We start from the raw sequence: 15,085 nt of genomic DNA, 5'->3' as shown, positions 1-15,085 counted from the left end.
CGCTATTGCTTGTCCTTGGCCGAATCCTTGACCTCGGCGTCCCACTGCTGCATCCACTCGGACTGCTTGGAGGCCAGGGCGCCCCAGTCCACGTCCATGATCTTGAACTTGATCTTGGCCATCCATGCCGGAGCTTCGTCCAGAGCGTCGGGCAGGGTCGGCATGCGGTTGAACTTCCGGGCCAGCATGGCCTGGGCCTCGGCCCCGCCCGCGTACTCCACGAACGCCTTGGCGGCCTCGGGGTGTTTGGCCCCCTTGATGACCGCGATGGCGTCGGTGATGACCGGAGAACCGCTGGCCGCGTCGACGGTCTTGAGCGGCATCTTGTTCTTGGTCTGGTTGTCGATGACGTCGTTGAGCACCGAGAAGCTGATGGCGGCCTCCTTGCGGCCCACGGCCTGGAACAGGAGGGAGCCGCTGCCGTAGTAGCGCTTGGTGTTGGCGTCCACCGCCTTGAGGAAGGCCCAGCCCCGGTCCAGCTCGCCCTTCTTCTCATATTGCTGCAACAGGGCGGAATAGGTGGCCCGCGCGGACGAGGACAGGGCGTTGCGGAAGACCAGCATGCCCTTGTATTTGGGATCGGCCAGATCCTTCCAGTCCTTGGGGGCCTCGGCGGCGGTGAGCATCTCGGTGTTGTAGAACATCAGCACCGGGGTCTGGATGGTCCCGATCCAGTAGCCGTCCTTGTCCTTGAACAGGGGATCGACCTTGGCGGCCCAGGTGGGCGTGAAGGGCTGGAAGAGGTCCTCCCCCTTCAGCTCCTGGTAGACGGAGGAAGGCGCGCCGTACATGACGTCGGACTGCGGATTGGCCTTTTCGGCCCGCACCCGGTCGGCCAGCTCGCCCTTGAGGTTGATGAACTCGACGGCCACGCCGGTCTTGGCCTCGAAACCGTCGGCCACGGCCTCCAGCATGGACTCGCCGTGGGTGGAGTAGACGACCACCTTGTCCTCGAGGTTTCCGGCAATCGCGGCCGTGGCGCAGAGCGCCGCCACCGCCAGGCCCGACAGCAGGCTGAAAATCCGTTTCATCACATTCCTCCAGATGGGTTGCAGTATGGTTGGCGGGCGCGGCCCGCGCCTACAGGGCTATGGAAATGGCCGCAACGTCGTCGTGGACCTTGAACCGGGGATAGCGGGCGCATGCCGCGTCACCCGCTTCCGCGCTCCGGACATGGTCCCGGACCCCCTTGAGCCCGCCCGCGCGGAACAGCTCGGCGAACAGGTCGAAATCCTCCCGCTCGCCGGGATCGCACTTGGGGATGAACAGGCCGTCGGTGAACAGCAGGATGTCCGTGATCCCGTGCAGCGGCAGGGAACCGGCGTTCAGGAAGTCCATGGCCGCGGGCTCGCCGTTGAACACGCCGTAGGTCACGTTCATGCCCCGGCGGACCTTGACGATTTGCTCGTGCATGACGTCGAGAACCGCGCCCTCGCTCTCGCGGGAGGCCTCCCGCCACATGGTCAGGGTCTCGAGGTCGTGGTTGAACTCGGCGCAGTGCACCCGGTGGGTGCCGTCCCCGTGCAGGGTCATGACCAGGCAGTCCCCGATCTGGACCCACTCGAAGCGGTCCTCCCCCACCCGGACCACGGCCGCGCTGGTGGACCACAGGTTGGCCCTGTCGTCCATGTCCACGCCGTGCTTGCGCATGGCCTCCAGGATCGCCCGGTTGGCCTCGTCCGCCAGTTCCCGAAGCGGCCGGTCGCTCCCGCGAAAGACGCTCCCGGCTATGGTAGAGGCCAGGTACCCCCCGGTCAGGCCGTGGCCGAACCGGGCCGTGGACAGACTGGTGGCCCCGTCGAACACGCCGAACAGGTTCTTGTCAACCACCAGAAAGTCCTCGTTCAGCAGGCCGGTCCCCTGCTCGAAAACGGTATCGATTCTCATAGGTTGTCCTTTTCCGGTTCCTGCCACACTGGTACCGGCGCGACCGTTCTGTCAAATCGATACCGTCTATTCGGCTTCCGGTCACATCGACGGTTTCAATAAAAGTGTGTAATCTCCCGGTTTCGCGGAGGGTTTACCGGGCAAAAGAAAAGGGCCGGAGCGGACTCCGGCCCGAATGGGGTCGCGGGAAGCGGGTTAGAGCCCCTTGCAGTTGGCGTAATAGGTCACGGTGCCGGGCCAGTCGCTGAAGATGCCGATGACGCCCACCTGCCGGGCCAGGACGTCCACCAGGGTGAGCATGTCGCCGGGCTTGCGAACCACGTCCTTGACGGACTGGTAGTACCAGCCGCCGCCGTCGGCCAGCAGCCCGGAGCGCTCCAGGGACCAGGTGATGATCTTCAACCCCGCGTCCTGGGCCGCCCTGGCATAGGCCGAGGGCACGATCCTGCCGTCCTGAACCGTGACCAGGACCCACAGGGGCGGGGCCACGATCCTCACGCCGTCGGCCTTGAGCTCGGCCGGGGTCGGGGACCATGTCTCGGGCTTGTCCTGGTTGAATCCATCGAGGCCGTCCTCATCCAGGAACACGGCCTGCTCGCCGAATTCGGGATCGTTCTTCAGCCAGTAGAGCACGTCGGCCAGCCGGAAGGACTGGGCAAAGACGTCGGACGGGGCCACGCCCGCCTCCTTGTACTCGTCGAGCATCTGCTGGGCGTATCGCTCCTGGGTGTAGTCGCCGTCGAACGGCATGGGCACGCTCGGGGTCTTGAGCTCCGGGGTCATCTTCACGCCGAGCTTCTTGAACAGGGCGATGGACTCCTTGTGGGTCATGACCGTGCCCGTGGCCGTGTACAGGTCCGTGCGCCAGGACGGGGTGCCGCCCAGAAATTCCTCGGGCGTGGTGGCCGCCGGGTTGGAGGCGTCCATCTTGCCCTTGAGCCGCTTGAACTCGTCCACGGTCAGGTCGCTGGTGCAGCACATGGCCGTGGCCGGTTCCAGGACCTCGCCCGTGGCCGGGTCGACCTTGGCGGGCGTGAACGGCTTGGAGCACTTGGCGGCCAGTTCGGGAATGGCCAGGATATTGGTGGTCGTGGCCAGGTCGCACTGGGAGTGGCGGCAGACCAGCTGGCGGTCCCTGGTGAAGGCAACGTCGCACTCGAGCACGCCCGCGCCCATGCGCGCGGCGGCCTCGTAGCTCTCCTTCGTGTGCTCCGGGAACTGCATGGGCGCGCCCCGGTGGCCGATGGAGAACGCGGTCCGCTTGAGCGGCTTGTCCGCGCACATCTTCAGCGACTCCTTGAGCGGGCCGTCGTCCATGTTCTCGATCAGATAATAGGGGCGCGGCCCCACCTGGACGTTCTCCCCGGCAATGGCCCCGGCCGCGCTTGCCAGCAGGCAGGCCGCGGCCGCGACGATCAGTGTCTTGAAGCGCATGATATCCTCCTAAAAGCGGTGAGAGGTTCGGACGGTGGACAGGCCATCCGACGGAACATACCACGTGGCGTAAGCCGCGCGCATTGCGGGAACGCGGCGGGCAGGAGGACTTTCGGTGACGGAGGGGCCGGGCGGTGCCGCGGGGCTGCGTCTATCGGCCGGACAGCAGGCGGCCGATGGAGGCCATCAGGTCGTGCTTGAGGATCGGCTTCATGATGAAGTCGCCGATGCCGATGTCGCGCAGCCGCTCGTAGGACACGGCGTCCGAGAAGCCGGTGCACAGGATGATCGGGATGTCGGGCCGGATCTTGAGGACCTCGTGGGCGAACTCCATGCCGGTCATGTTGGGCATGGACTGGTCGGTGATGATCAGGTCGAAGTCGCCCGCCTTGAACTTGAAGGCCTCCAGCGCCTCGATGGACGAGGTCCGGGTGACCACCTCGAAGCCGATGGATTCGAGCATCTCCCGGCCGATGTCCGTGAGCGGCTTCTCGTCGTCCACGAACAGGATGCGCCCCTCGCGGAACACCAGGTCCGCCGGGATATCCGCCTCGGGCCGGGCCAGTCCGGAGCTGCGCGGCAAAAAGACGTGGAAGGTCGCGCCCTGGCCGGGAGAGTTCTCCAGCTCCAGGTAGCCGTCGTGCCGCTTGACGATGCCGTGGACCATGGCCAGCCCCATGCCCGTGCCCTCGCCCTGCTTCTTGGTGGTGAAAAAGGGATCGAAGACCCGCTCGGCCACGTCCGGCTCAATGCCCGGCCCGGTGTCGGACACGGTCAGGCGCACGAACCGCTCGGGCTTGCCCAGTCCCTCGGGCGGCAGCACCGGATCGCCGGAACAGACGTCGGCCAGGGTGATGGTCATGGTCCCGCCCGAGTCCTTCATGGCGTGGGAGGCGTTGCCGCAGAGGTTGAGCAGGATCTGGTGCATCTGGGTCGGGTCGGCCATGACCTGGTCCCGGTTGGTCTGCAGCCGGGTGTAGATGGCCACGTTGCTGGGCACGGAGGAGCGCAGCAGCTTCAGGGCCTCCTTGACCAGCGGGGTCAGGGTCATGGCGTGCCGCTCCTGGGGTCCCTGGCGGGAGAAATTCAGGATCTGGGTGACCAGGTCGCGCGCCCTCCGGCCCGCCCGGGATATCTCGCCGACGCGCCGCTCCAGGCCGGAATCCGGCTCGGCCCCGGACTCGATGATCTCGGCGTAGCCCAGGATGACGCCCAGGATATTGTTGAAGTCATGGGCGATGCCCCCGGCCAGGGTGCCGAGCGCCTCCATCTTCTGGGACTGGCGCAGCTGGTCCTCCAGCCGCTTGGGCTCGGAGATGTCGAACAGGTAGCCGCGCAACTCCTCCCCGCCGCCCTCGCCGTCGGCCACCGTGTCGCAGCTGACCATCAGGTGGCGCTTGAGCGGCCCGCGCGCGAAGGCCACCTCCTGGTTGGACACCCTGCCGGTGGCGGCCAGGAGATCGCGCAGGGACTCGCCGCCCCCGGCCCGGTCCCACAGGTCGAAAATGTTCGCGCCCAGTGCGTCGTCGGGCAGGCGGAAATCGAACATCTCGGCAAAGGCCGTGTTGCAGTCCAGGATGCGTCCCTCGCTGTCCGCCGCGAAATTACCGGAGATGTTCTTCTCGAAGAGCAGCCGGTAGCGCTGCTCCGAGGCCTGGAGTTCGCGCAGGACGGCCGCGCGCTTGGCGATGTCGAGTCGCAGGCGCCGGTTGACCGCGTGGAGTTCGCTGGTCCGGGCCTCTACCTTGGAGGCCAGGGTTTCGTTCAGGTCCCGCAGCCGGTTCTCCGCGTCCCACTTGGAACCCAGGGACAGGGCGATCTGCTTGAGCTCCGGCGAACGGAACGGCTTCTGAATGTAGAGCAGCTTTTCGGGCGGCTGAACCCGCTTGTTGAATTCCTTGAGGGGAACCTTGTGGCGGGCCGACAAAAGGACGATCTCCACGTTCGGGTCGCGTTCCCGCAGGGCCTCGGCCAGGTCGATGCCCGACAATTCCTCGCCCAGGTCGGACAGATGGATGTCCACCAGGGCGATGGCGAACGGCTCGCCGTCCTCCAGGGCGTGCTCCATGGCCTCAAGCCCCCCGGCCGCGCCCGGGGCCTGGACCACCTCGAAGACCGGACGGGCCGCGTCCTCGTCGATCTCCTCGCGGGACGGCAACCGGGCGTCGTCGCCAAACAGCGCCTCCAGGGCGGACGGCTCCTCGCTCTCGAAGCAGAGGACGTCGCGGTAGAGCGTGAGCATGGACTCGTCATGGTCCACGGCGAGGACGCGAAAGCGTTTGGTGCGGTCGGCTGCCAAGTTGACTCTCCCCGGTCGGTTCAGGCGTCATGCCCTTGACGGGAACATACGGAAATTCCCTGAAAAAGGGAAGTTTCCCCGGCACGCGGACACCCCGGATCGGCGGCGATGCGCCGGCGATCCGGGGTGACGTGCGGGCCGGTGCCTGTCAAGGCGTGCTCGCCGTTGTCAGAGTTGGGCCGTGACCACGGGCCTGGGGTCCACGCGCTCGAAGACCGGGGCGCTGTCCAGGTTCAGGATGGCCAGCACGTCCGGCCGTTCGGCCTGTGCCTCCTTGACCGAACCGAACTTGCCCACCAGGACGCGGTACCAGACGCCTTTGTCGCCGAGGTCCACCTGGTTGACCCAGGTCACGAACCCCTGCTTCCGGAGCTTCTCGCAATGGGCGAAGGCGTTCCTGTAGTCCTGCCAGGAACTGACGTGCAGGCCGTAGGTCTTCTCATGGGGCATTATGGTCTGATCCCCGGAACCCGCCACCGGCTCCTCCAAGGCCGCCTTGACGACCCTGGAGGAAGGGGGAGGCGAGCCTGCGGACGCGGGAGATGCCGCAGGCTCGCCGGGGTTCTGCTTCGAGTCGGGGAAGGACTGGCGAAGCAGAGGGTTCGGGGTGGAACCGCTTGATTGGTGGGCGCCGCCCTGGAAGCGGGCCGCCAGGCGGGCGCGCTTCAGGTTGTCGGCGGCCTTCACGTAGTAGCTGGGAGAGAGTTCGATGGCCTTCTCGAAATAGGGCACCGCCTTGGCGGGCTGGTCCTCCGTCAACAGGACGTATCCGAGATTGTTGTTGGCCTTGGCTTCGCCCCCGGCGTACTTGAAGGATTCGAGGGCCTCGTCCAGTCGGCCCATGCGGGCCAGGGCCAGGCCCAGATTGTTGTAGGTGCGCGCGGACACCCCGCCCGCCTGCAGGGCCCGGCGGAAGGTCTCCACCGCCTCGGCGTACTGCCTGCGGGCGATGTGGACCACGCCCAGATTGTTGTAGATCTCGTCCACGCCGTTGCCCTGGTGCAGTTCCAGGGCGGCGGAAAACTCCTTGGCGGCCTTTTCGTATTCCTTGTTCCGGTCATGGATGATGCCCAGGAAATTGTGGGCCTTCCAGAGCATGGGATTGAGGGCCACGGCGCGGTTCAGATGCGCCTCGGCCTCGCCGTTCAGCCCGGCCCGGAAATACACGCAGCCCGCCGCCTCGTTGGCGATGGCGTGGTCCGGGTTCTTTTCCAGAACCGCGTTGTATTCGGCCAGGGCCTGTTCATCCAGCCCCTGGGAGACCAGCAGGTTGCCGCGTTTGACCCGGGCGTCGAGATTGTCCCCGTCCAGCTCGATAGCCTTGTTGAAGTGGATCAGGGCCATTTCGGGCTTGTTGCGGCGGACGTAGCCGTCGCCCACCTGCTCGTGCTGCTCGCTGGTCAGCTTGACCGGGGAATCCTCCCCGTAGGCCAGCTGGTCGAAGGTCTTGTCGTCGTACGATTTGCCCATGCAGCCGGACAGGACGATCCCGGCGAACAGGGCCACGGCGATGATGAAAAACTTTTTCATGACGGTCTCCTTTGCGGTTTGTCCTAATGGCTGTTCATCTTGAGGAACATGTCCATGCACATGATTCCCGCCGGTCCGAGAATGACCACGAACAGCGAAGGCAGAATGAACAGCACGAGGGGAAGCAGGAGCAGCACCGGCATCTTGGCGGCCTTCTCCTCGGCGCGCTGGGAACGCTTGACGCGCATGGCGTCCGAGTAGACGCGCAGGGTCCGGCCGATGCTGATGCCGAAGGCGTCGGCCTGGATGAGCAGGGAGGTCAGGCTGTTCAGGTCGTCCAGGGCCGTCCTCTCGGCCAAGGCCCGCAGGGCCTCCGCGCGGGACTTGCCCGCGCGCAACTCCAGGGTGAGCAGCTTGAATTCGGAGCTGAGGATCGGACCGGAATGACGCGTCTCGTGACAGACCCGGTCCACGGCCTGGTCCAGCCCCATGCCGGACTCCACGCAGACCACCAGCATGTCCAGGGCATCGGGCAACTCGTCGCTGAGCGCCAGCCTGCGCCGAACGATCCTCTTGGACAGCCAGTATTCGGGCCCGTACACGCCCACCGCAGCCAGCACGACCGCGCCGAAGGCGGCCATGGCCACGGAAGTGTCGGGCAGAAAAAGCACTTTGACGAGCAGGAAACTCCCGGCCAGCCCCACGCCCAGAACGCCCTTGAGCCCCTGGAAGGTTCTGTGGGAATCCGCCTTGCGCAGCCCGGCCTGGATCAGGCGCAACCGGCCCTTTTCGATCTCGGCCGTCTCGGAGGGGCCGATCCTGGTACCCAGCCGCCCGAAGAAATCCACGGCGCCCTTGAGGGCCTGCCCCAGCGGCGCGGCCAAGGCGTCCGAGCGCTTGACCGCCGTGCCCGAGACACGCTCCTTGAGCCGGGCCGAGTCGCTGGCGCCGCCCAGATAGCCGATCAGGCCGTAGCCCGCCAGGAGCACGGAGACAAAGCCGATGCCTGCCGCGAACAGGGGAATGATCTGGATGTCCATGGCCGCCTCCCTACACTTTGATCTTGATGATCTTGCGGATGATGATCGCGCCGATGGTCATGGACACGGCCGCGCCCCAGGCCATGTTCTGGCCCATTTCCCGAGACCACAGCAGGCTGATGTAATCGGGGCTGATGAGGTACAGAATGCCGGTCAGAAAGAACGGCAGGGCCGTGAGGATATAGGCGGATACCCTGCCCTCGGCGGACAGGACCCGGATCTTGCCGAACAGGGCGAACCGCTCGCGCACCAGGGCGGCGATCTTGGCGATGATCTCGGCCAGGTTGCCGCCGGTCTCGCGCTGGATGTTCACCGAGACCACGAAAAACTTCAGGTCCGAGCAGTCCACGCGGCCCTGCAGGTTGGTCAGCGCGCGGTCCACGTCCATGCCGTAGTTCATCTCGTCCAGGGTCTTGCCGAACTCGGGGCCGATGGGGGCGTCGAATTCGTCGGCCACCATGCGCATGCCGCCGCCGAAGGTGTGCCCGGCCTTGAGCGCGCGGGCCATGAGGTCGAGCGCCTCGGGAAGCTGCTTCTGGAACCGGTCCATACGCCTGCGCTTCCTGCCCTGCAGGTTCCAGATCGGCAGGTAGCCGAGCAGGAGCGCCCCGGCCGCCGAGACCCACAGTCGGCCCGACAAGGTCCCGGCGTAGAAGCCGACCACGGCCAGGAGCATGCAGACGAGCAGGTACACGCCCGCCGTGCCCTTGGCGTCGGCCTGGTACAGGAGCCGGTTGAAATTGGCGGACCAGCGCATGCCCTCAAGCAGACGGTTGAACAGCGGCACTTCGCTCATGGCGGACTCGCGCAGGACCAGGTCCACGGAGGCGGCGTCGAGGTCGGCGCTCAAGGCCATGGCCCGGAGGCGGTTTTTGACGCGCCGCTCGGCCTTGTCCGATCCGGACTGCATGAGCGAGCCGACGCCCATTATGAGCAGGAAGACGACGAGCACGGCCACGCCGGCGATCATCAACGTCATGGTCATGACTTACTCCTTCCCTCTTGTGGGCCTGGGGGTGACCTGAAACATGTCGGCAGGGAACGGGAAGCCCATGCGCGCGAGCTTGGCCGCGAACTTGGGCCGGATGCCCCGGGCCGTGAAATGGCCCTCCACCTTGCCGTCGGCGCTCATCCCGGTCTGTTCGAAGGCGAAGATCTCCTGCATGGTGATCATCTCTCCTTCCATGCCGGTCACTTCCTGGATGGAGATGACCTTTCTGGTGCCGTCCACCAGCCGGGTGGCCTGGATGATGACGTCGATGGCCGAGGAGATGTAGCGCTTCATGGACAGGGGATTCAGGTTCAGCCCGGCCATGGAGATCATGGTTTCCAGGCGCATGAGCGCGTCCCGCGCGCTGTTGGCGTGGATGGTGGTCAGGGAGCCGTCGTGGCCGGTGTTCATGGCCTGGAGCATGTCCAGGGCCTCGGCCGAACGGACCTCGCCGACGATGATCCGGTCCGGACGCATGCGCAGGCAGTTCTTGACCAGGTCGCGCATGGTGATCTCGCCGCGCCCCTCGATGTTGGCCGGGCGGGTCTCCAGACGGACCACGTGCTCCTGCTTGAGCTGCAGCTCGGCCGCGTCCTCGATGGTCACGATGCGCTCGTCCTCGGGCACGTTGCGCGACAGGCAGTTCAGCAGCGTGGTCTTGCCCGAGCCGGTGCCGCCGGATATGAGCACGTTGAGCTGGGTCTGGACGATGCCCTTCATGAGCAGGGCCATCTCCGGAGTCAGGGAGTTGAAGCCGATCAGGTCGGCCACTTCCAGCGGGTCCTTGGAAAACTTGCGGATGGACAGCGAGGGGCCGTCGATGGCCAGGGGCGGGATGACCGCGTTGACGCGCGAGCCGTCCAGCAGGCGCGCGTCGCACAGGGGCTGGGATTCATCGATGCGCCGCCCGACCTTGGAGACGATGCGGTCGATGATCTTGCGCAGGTGGTCGTCGTCCTTGAACCGGGCCGGGGTCAACTCCAGCTTGCCCGAGCGCTCCACGAATATCTGCTTGTAGCCGTTGACCAGGATATCGTTGACCGTGGGGTCCTGGACGTAGGGTTCCAGCGGCCCCAGGCCGATGACCTCGTCCTGGATCTCGGCCAGCATGCGCTTGCGCTCGGCCAGGTTGAGCGGCGCGTTGCGGAACTCGCCCCAGAGCAGCCCTTCGGTGACCTTGGATATCTCGCTGCGCATCTCGGTCTCGCTCAGGGAATCCAGGAGCGAGAGGTCGATCATGTCGATGAGCCGGCCGTGGATGCGGGTCTTGAGTTCGAAATAGTGCTCCGCGGCATCGTCTTTGGGGGCCGCCTTGGGCTGGGGCCTGGCCTTGGCCTTCGGGGCCGCCTTGGGCGTGGCGCTTTCGGGCGCGGCCGCCTGGACGGTGCGCCGGGACGCGTTCCGATTCAGTCTTTCCGCGAGGTTCATAAGGCCGCCCCCGCCAGGTTTTCATTGGCTCCCGATTCCTTGCCCTTCCTGCGGAAGAGCGAGGAAAACGGCAGGGACAACCGCTTGGGGGACTTCCTGGCCTTGGGGGCCAGATCCGCGACCAGGGCCTGGACGGCCTTGGCGGACACCGACTTGGGATAGGCCTGGACCAGGGGGGTGCCCTGGTTGATGGCGGAGAGCACGGTCTCGCCGTCCTCGGGGATGGACCAGGGTATCTCGCGGCCCAGGACCTCGGCCGCCTCGGGCAGGCCGATGGAGCCGTTGCGGGCCACGCGGGTGGCCACCAGGCGCATGCGCCGGTCCGCGTCCGGGTCCTGGCCGCCGAGGGAGTCGGCCAGCCTCGAGACCCGGGCCAGGCACGGCAGGGAAAGCTGCATGGCCACCAGGATGAGGTTGGCCAGCTCCGCTTCCTTGGGCAGTTCGTCCTCGCCCGGAGTGGCGGCGTCCACGACCACGAAGTCGTAGCTGTGGCGGAGCTGCTCCAGGATGAGGAACAGGGAGTGTTCGTCCGGGCGCTCGCCCGAGACCGGGCCGGGCAGGACGTGCAGGCCGGATTCGTGCTCGGTCACGACGCTGCGCAGGTAGGTTGCGTCCAGCCGGGAAATGTCGGCCACCAGGTCGCCCCAACTGTATTCGTACTTGAGGTCCAGGAAATAGGGGATCTCGCCCAGGGGCGGGCGCAGGTCCAGGAGCACGGTCCGGCCGGGCGCGCGTTCGTTCAGGGCGCAGGCCGTGTTCACGGCCAGGGTGGTGGTCCCCACGCCGGGCTTGCAGCCCATGACCGTGAAGATGCGGCCCTTGTCGCCGTCGTCCACGACCAGGCTCAGCCGCATGGCCGTACGCATGACCGCGGCGCGCAGGTCGTTCTCGTCCAGGGGAAACTTGAGGTATTCGCGGATGCCGCTGCGCATGGCCCGGATGAGGATCTCGGGGTCGGCCACGTCGCCGGCCAGGTAGACGTCCTCGGCCTGCCCCGATTCCAGGGCGTGGATGATGTGCGGCATGTCCTCTTCGACGGTGTCGCCGGGTTCGTAGATGAGCACGCCCATCTCCTCGGCGTCCTCGCCCACCAGCCGGACCATGGGATTGGCGCCGATCATCCTTTCCAGGCGATCACGCTGTTCCTTGTCGATGACGGCCAGCGATATGGGTATCACTCGGTTGTTCATGGTTCCCCCTTTTCCCCCTCTCCCTTTCTACTCGGTGCTGACAAAGACGCCCGCGTGGACGCCCTTTTCCCCGTCAGCCCGAAGGTCTTTGAAAAACGCCAGATCCAGGACAAGCACGAGCAGCATCAGGAGCATGAGCACAGTCTCGCGCCAATATTCGAAACACGCCCGCTCCGCCATCACTTGGGCTCCACCACGCCGAAGATCGAACCGAACTTCCGCTCGGACTCCTTCTTGGGACCGTCATGGTACTTCTCGGCGACCTTGGCGGCGTACCTGCCGTCCAGTCCCACCACCGGGGCGTCGGAACCGGCCTCGGGGTTGGCGGTCTGGTCGGCCACGGCCATGCGCACCGAACTGCCGAAGGGCGGCGTGGATTCCCGGCTCTGGAACATGGTCCCGCAACCGGCCTGGAGCATGATGCCCACCATGGCGAGGTAGATGAGAATATTGCGCATGCCGCTTCCTCCTCTCGGATCAGTTGGGCCAGGAATGGCCGAATTCCCCGTCGAAACCGGATTCGGGACGGATCACGGTGCCGGGTTCGGCGGCGCCGGTCCGCCCGGCCGGGACGTGTCCGCCGGGCCCGCCCTGCCCTTCGAGCAGGCCGAAGAGATAGAATTCCTTGTCGTCCGGCTCGCGGAACCCGTCGGTGGGCAGGGTCTGGGCGGCCATGTCCACGGGCTTGGCCAGATGGACGGTCACCAGAACGACCAGTTCGGTCTTGTTGCTGGAAAAATCCTTGGAGCTGAACAGGGTGCCGAGCACCGGAATCTCGCCCAGTCCCGGAAACTTGTGTGAATTCTCCTTCAGGGAATCGCTGATCAGGCCCGCGATGACGAAGGACTGGCCGTCGGCGAGCTCCACCACGGTATTGGCGCGGCGGGTGGAGATGGTCGGGACCTCGTACCCCTGGACGGGCACGGACTTGGAGTAATCCAATTCCGAGACCTCGGGGTTGACCTGCAGGTTGATCCTGCCGGTGGACATGACCGTGGCCGTGAACTTCAGCCCGATGCCGAACGGCTTGTAATCGATGGACACGGTGCCCAGCGCGCTGGGCATGGGAATGGGCACTTCGCCGCCGACCAGGAATTCGGCGGGCTCGCCGGACACGCAGGTCAGGTTGGGCTCGGCCAGCATGCGCACCAGGCCGTTGGACTTGAGCGCGTCGAGCATGCCGTAGACGCTCGTGTTGCCGGTCCGATAGGCCCCGGTCATGTTGATGTTGTCCGTCAGGTTGAAGATGCCCTTCTCGGCGTCGTAGCTGGTCAGGTTGTTGATGATGGAATAGATGGAGAAATTGGAGCCGAAGGCCGCGAAGTTGATGCCCAGGCGCTTGATCACGGAGCGGGACATCTCGGCCACGCGGACCTCGAGCATGACCTGGTGGATGCCGTCCACGGAGAGCAGGTTGACCACCTTCTCGGGCGCTGCGGCCTCGGCCAGGGCCAGGACCGAGGAGAGGTTCGTGGCGCTGGATACATGGCCGGACAAGGTCACGGAATCGCCGGACGAAAGCACCTGGACGTTGTGCTCGTCGGGCATGATCTCGTGGATCATCCGCTTGAGGTGGGTCACGTCGGGGGTGACCACCACGTCGACGACGTCGGACACATGGCCGTCGGTCCACATGGTCAGCGTGGTGGAACCCAGCGCCGAGCCGGTCAGGTAGATTTGCCGGGGCGACAGAAGCACCATGGAGACCACGTCGTCGGCTCCGAGGGAGACGCGGGATATCTTGGACTCGGTGTTGATGACCGTGGACTTGCCGACCACCAGCCGGATTTCCTTCTGGGCCTCGGTCTCGTACACCGCGGCCTGGGCCGCGGCCGAGGCCAGCAGGAGCACCAGCACGGCCAGGGCCGCGTGGACGATGCGTATGGATCGTTGACTGCGCATGACGGTCTCCTAGAACTTCACCGAGGAACGGGTGCCGCCCATGATGACCTCGACCTTGGAAGCCTGCCTGCTCGCGGCCCGGGCGGCCTGGGGACGCAGGGCGGCTAGGGTCTTGGGCACCGTGGAGCCGCTGGTCAGGACCCGTTCCTTGTCCTGCTCGTTCCGCAGGGCGAAATTGAGGGTTCCCCGGGTGGCGGCCAGAGCCAGGCGTTCGGATTCCTCGGGCGTCAGTTCCAGGGTGTAGACGTCCACCGACGCGGCCTCGCCGTCCTTGTCGGGCGGGGACAGCTGGGTCCCGGTGGCGATGACCTTGATCTGCTCGAGCACGAGCTTGGTCACCGGCTCCTCGTCCTTGCCCTGGGTCATGGAGACGATGACGTCCACCCGGTCGCCGGGACGGACGAAGCCGGACAATCCCATGACCGAGTTACCCTTGACGGCCATGGCCCGCTTGCCGGGCTCGATGAGCGCGGACACGCCGCCGCCGATGACCGATTCGTCGGCCAGCTTGAGAGGGGTCAGGGCGTCGCCCCGGCCCACGGGCTGATTGAGCACGCGCCCGGCCAGCTCCTGCGGATCCGCAAAGGCGCCGGAAGGAGCGGAGTCGGCGGTGAACTTGCGGACCTCAATCATTTCCCCGGTCAGCCTGACGCCGCGTCCGAGGTCCGTCTTGGCCACGACCACCGGCACGGTGGCGTCGGCCGAGGCCGCCGGGGCGACCCGCTTCACGCTGCTGGCCCAATTGAAGATGAGGGCGCCCGCGACCACGGCGAGGACAAGGGACAGGCCGATCTGGACCAGGGCTCTGGTTGACTTGCTCATGACGTCCCTCCTCTAATATCCGATGTGGATGGAACCGGTCCGCCAGGCGTACAGGCCCATGGCCGTAAAGGTGCCCGCGGCGATGGCCAGGCCGTAGCAGAGCCTGGGCAGGGCCTTTTCCGTGGACGTGGGAGCGAAATTGAAGCTGCGCGTCGCGATGAACACGAGAAAGACGTTGGCGATGTTGCGCAGCACGGCCATCATGGTCTTGCGATCAAAGGCCAGGACGCCGAGCGCGTACACGCCGCCCGCCATGCAGGTGCACAGAAACGCGGTCAGCGTGGCGTCCAGGCCGAGCCAGGCCCCCACGCCGGCCATGAGCTTGACGTCGCCCGCGCCCATCACGCCCAGGAAATAGGGAATGGCCATGGCCGCGAACCCGAGGGCGAAGCCGCTCGCCGCGAACTTCAGCCCGGCGAATCCGCCGAACACGGTGTGCGTGGCCAGCCCGGACAGGATGAGCGGGAAGGTCAGCCAATTGTAGATGCGTTGATTCCTGATGTCGGTGACGGATGCGGCGACGAGTGCCGTTGCCAGCACGGCGGTGACGAGAATATCCATGGTTCCCCCGATGGCCAGGGGCAGACCGACTTGGTTGTCTCCGCTTTCCCCCGGAGACAAA

Annotated in this window: 14 protein-coding genes; all 14 read right to left on the bottom strand. The window is 66.0% G+C overall.

Going from position 1 to position 15,085, the window contains the following annotated elements; genetic code table 11:
* Nucleotides 1-2: 2 nt before the first annotated feature.
* A complete protein-coding gene (locus tag BerOc1_RS13010; RefSeq protein WP_071546102.1) occupies nt 3-1,031 on the bottom strand; it encodes an extracellular solute-binding protein in 1,029 nt (342 codons plus the stop codon).
* A gap of 49 nt (nt 1,032-1,080) precedes the next feature.
* Nucleotides 1,081-1,887 carry a protein phosphatase 2C domain-containing protein gene (locus BerOc1_RS13005; RefSeq protein ID WP_071546101.1) on the bottom strand — a complete coding sequence of 269 codons (807 nt, stop codon included), beginning with the start codon at nt 1,885-1,887 and terminating at the stop codon, nt 1,081-1,083.
* A gap of 195 nt (nt 1,888-2,082) precedes the next feature.
* Nucleotides 2,083-3,321 (bottom strand): glycerophosphodiester phosphodiesterase family protein, encoded by a 1,239-nt coding sequence (locus tag BerOc1_RS13000; protein ID WP_071546100.1) that lies wholly within the window; start codon nt 3,319-3,321, stop codon nt 2,083-2,085.
* 151 nt (nt 3,322-3,472) lie between these two features.
* The gene (locus BerOc1_RS12995) at nt 3,473-5,620 is read right to left on the bottom strand and encodes a response regulator (protein ID WP_084641507.1); all 2,148 of its coding nucleotides are present in this window, start codon (nt 5,618-5,620) and stop codon (nt 3,473-3,475) included.
* 168 nt (nt 5,621-5,788) lie between these two features.
* Nucleotides 5,789-7,150, bottom strand: a complete 1,362-nt coding sequence (locus tag BerOc1_RS12990) for an SPOR domain-containing protein (protein ID WP_071546099.1) — start codon at nt 7,148-7,150, stop codon at nt 5,789-5,791.
* 23 nt (nt 7,151-7,173) lie between these two features.
* A complete protein-coding gene (locus BerOc1_RS12985) occupies nt 7,174-8,130 on the bottom strand; it encodes a type II secretion system F family protein (RefSeq protein ID WP_071546098.1) in 957 nt (318 codons plus the stop codon).
* Between the two features lie 10 nt (nt 8,131-8,140).
* Nucleotides 8,141-9,115 (bottom strand): type II secretion system F family protein, encoded by a 975-nt coding sequence (locus BerOc1_RS12980; protein WP_084641505.1) that lies wholly within the window; start codon nt 9,113-9,115, stop codon nt 8,141-8,143.
* A gap of 3 nt (nt 9,116-9,118) precedes the next feature.
* Nucleotides 9,119-10,549, bottom strand: a complete 1,431-nt coding sequence (locus BerOc1_RS12975; protein ID WP_071546097.1) for a TadA family conjugal transfer-associated ATPase — start codon at nt 10,547-10,549, stop codon at nt 9,119-9,121.
* On the bottom strand, nt 10,546-11,739 hold the full coding sequence (locus tag BerOc1_RS12970) for a CpaE/TadZ family protein (RefSeq protein WP_071546096.1): 1,194 nt from the start codon (nt 11,737-11,739) through the stop codon (nt 10,546-10,548). Before BerOc1_RS12970 ends, BerOc1_RS12975 begins: the two co-directional genes overlap by 4 nt.
* Nucleotides 11,740-11,766: 27 nt before the next feature.
* Entirely contained in the window at nt 11,767-11,919 is a 153-nt protein-coding gene (locus BerOc1_RS19145) for a hypothetical protein (RefSeq protein WP_165610820.1), read from the bottom strand.
* Nucleotides 11,919-12,197, bottom strand: a complete 279-nt coding sequence (locus tag BerOc1_RS12965; RefSeq protein ID WP_071546095.1) for a hypothetical protein — start codon at nt 12,195-12,197, stop codon at nt 11,919-11,921. Before BerOc1_RS12965 ends, BerOc1_RS19145 begins: the two co-directional genes overlap by 1 nt.
* A 19-nt stretch (nt 12,198-12,216) precedes the next feature.
* On the bottom strand, nt 12,217-13,641 hold the full coding sequence (locus BerOc1_RS12960; protein ID WP_071546094.1) for a type II and III secretion system protein family protein: 1,425 nt from the start codon (nt 13,639-13,641) through the stop codon (nt 12,217-12,219).
* 9 nt (nt 13,642-13,650) lie between these two features.
* Nucleotides 13,651-14,463: a Flp pilus assembly protein CpaB gene (cpaB, locus tag BerOc1_RS12955; RefSeq protein ID WP_071546093.1), complete on the bottom strand. Its 813-nt coding sequence runs from the start codon at nt 14,461-14,463 to the stop codon at nt 13,651-13,653.
* A 12-nt stretch (nt 14,464-14,475) separates the two neighbouring features.
* On the bottom strand, nt 14,476-15,024 hold the full coding sequence (locus BerOc1_RS12950) for an A24 family peptidase (protein WP_071547116.1): 549 nt from the start codon (nt 15,022-15,024) through the stop codon (nt 14,476-14,478).
* Nucleotides 15,025-15,085: the final 61 nt, after the last annotated feature.

The organism is Pseudodesulfovibrio hydrargyri (assembly GCF_001874525.1).
Lineage (GTDB): Bacteria > Desulfobacterota > Desulfovibrionia > Desulfovibrionales > Desulfovibrionaceae > Pseudodesulfovibrio > Pseudodesulfovibrio hydrargyri.
This window is presented reverse-complemented; position numbering and strand designations above follow the sequence as displayed.

Bases quoted from the DNA above. Each gene is read 5' to 3' on its own strand.
- BerOc1_RS13010 (WP_071546102.1), bottom strand. From the start codon at position 1,031: ATGAAACGGATTTTCAGCCTGCTGTCGGGCCTGGCGGTGGCGGCGCTC.
- BerOc1_RS13005 (WP_071546101.1), bottom strand. From the start codon at position 1,887: ATGAGAATCGATACCGTTTTCGAGCAGGGGACCGGCCTGCTGAACGAG.
- BerOc1_RS13000 (WP_071546100.1), bottom strand. From the start codon at position 3,321: ATGCGCTTCAAGACACTGATCGTCGCGGCCGCGGCCTGCCTGCTGGCA.
- BerOc1_RS12990 (WP_071546099.1), bottom strand. From the start codon at position 7,150: ATGAAAAAGTTTTTCATCATCGCCGTGGCCCTGTTCGCCGGGATCGTC.
- BerOc1_RS12985 (WP_071546098.1), bottom strand. From the start codon at position 8,130: ATGGACATCCAGATCATTCCCCTGTTCGCGGCAGGCATCGGCTTTGTC.
- BerOc1_RS12980 (WP_084641505.1), bottom strand. From the start codon at position 9,115: ATGACCATGACGTTGATGATCGCCGGCGTGGCCGTGCTCGTCGTCTTC.
- BerOc1_RS12975 (WP_071546097.1), bottom strand. From the start codon at position 10,549: ATGAACCTCGCGGAAAGACTGAATCGGAACGCGTCCCGGCGCACCGTC.
- BerOc1_RS12970 (WP_071546096.1), bottom strand. From the start codon at position 11,739: ATGAACAACCGAGTGATACCCATATCGCTGGCCGTCATCGACAAGGAA.
- BerOc1_RS19145 (WP_165610820.1), bottom strand. From the start codon at position 11,919: ATGGCGGAGCGGGCGTGTTTCGAATATTGGCGCGAGACTGTGCTCATG.
- BerOc1_RS12965 (WP_071546095.1), bottom strand. From the start codon at position 12,197: ATGCGCAATATTCTCATCTACCTCGCCATGGTGGGCATCATGCTCCAG.
- BerOc1_RS12960 (WP_071546094.1), bottom strand. From the start codon at position 13,641: ATGCGCAGTCAACGATCCATACGCATCGTCCACGCGGCCCTGGCCGTG.
- cpaB (WP_071546093.1), bottom strand. From the start codon at position 14,463: ATGAGCAAGTCAACCAGAGCCCTGGTCCAGATCGGCCTGTCCCTTGTC.
- BerOc1_RS12950 (WP_071547116.1), bottom strand. From the start codon at position 15,024: ATGGATATTCTCGTCACCGCCGTGCTGGCAACGGCACTCGTCGCCGCA.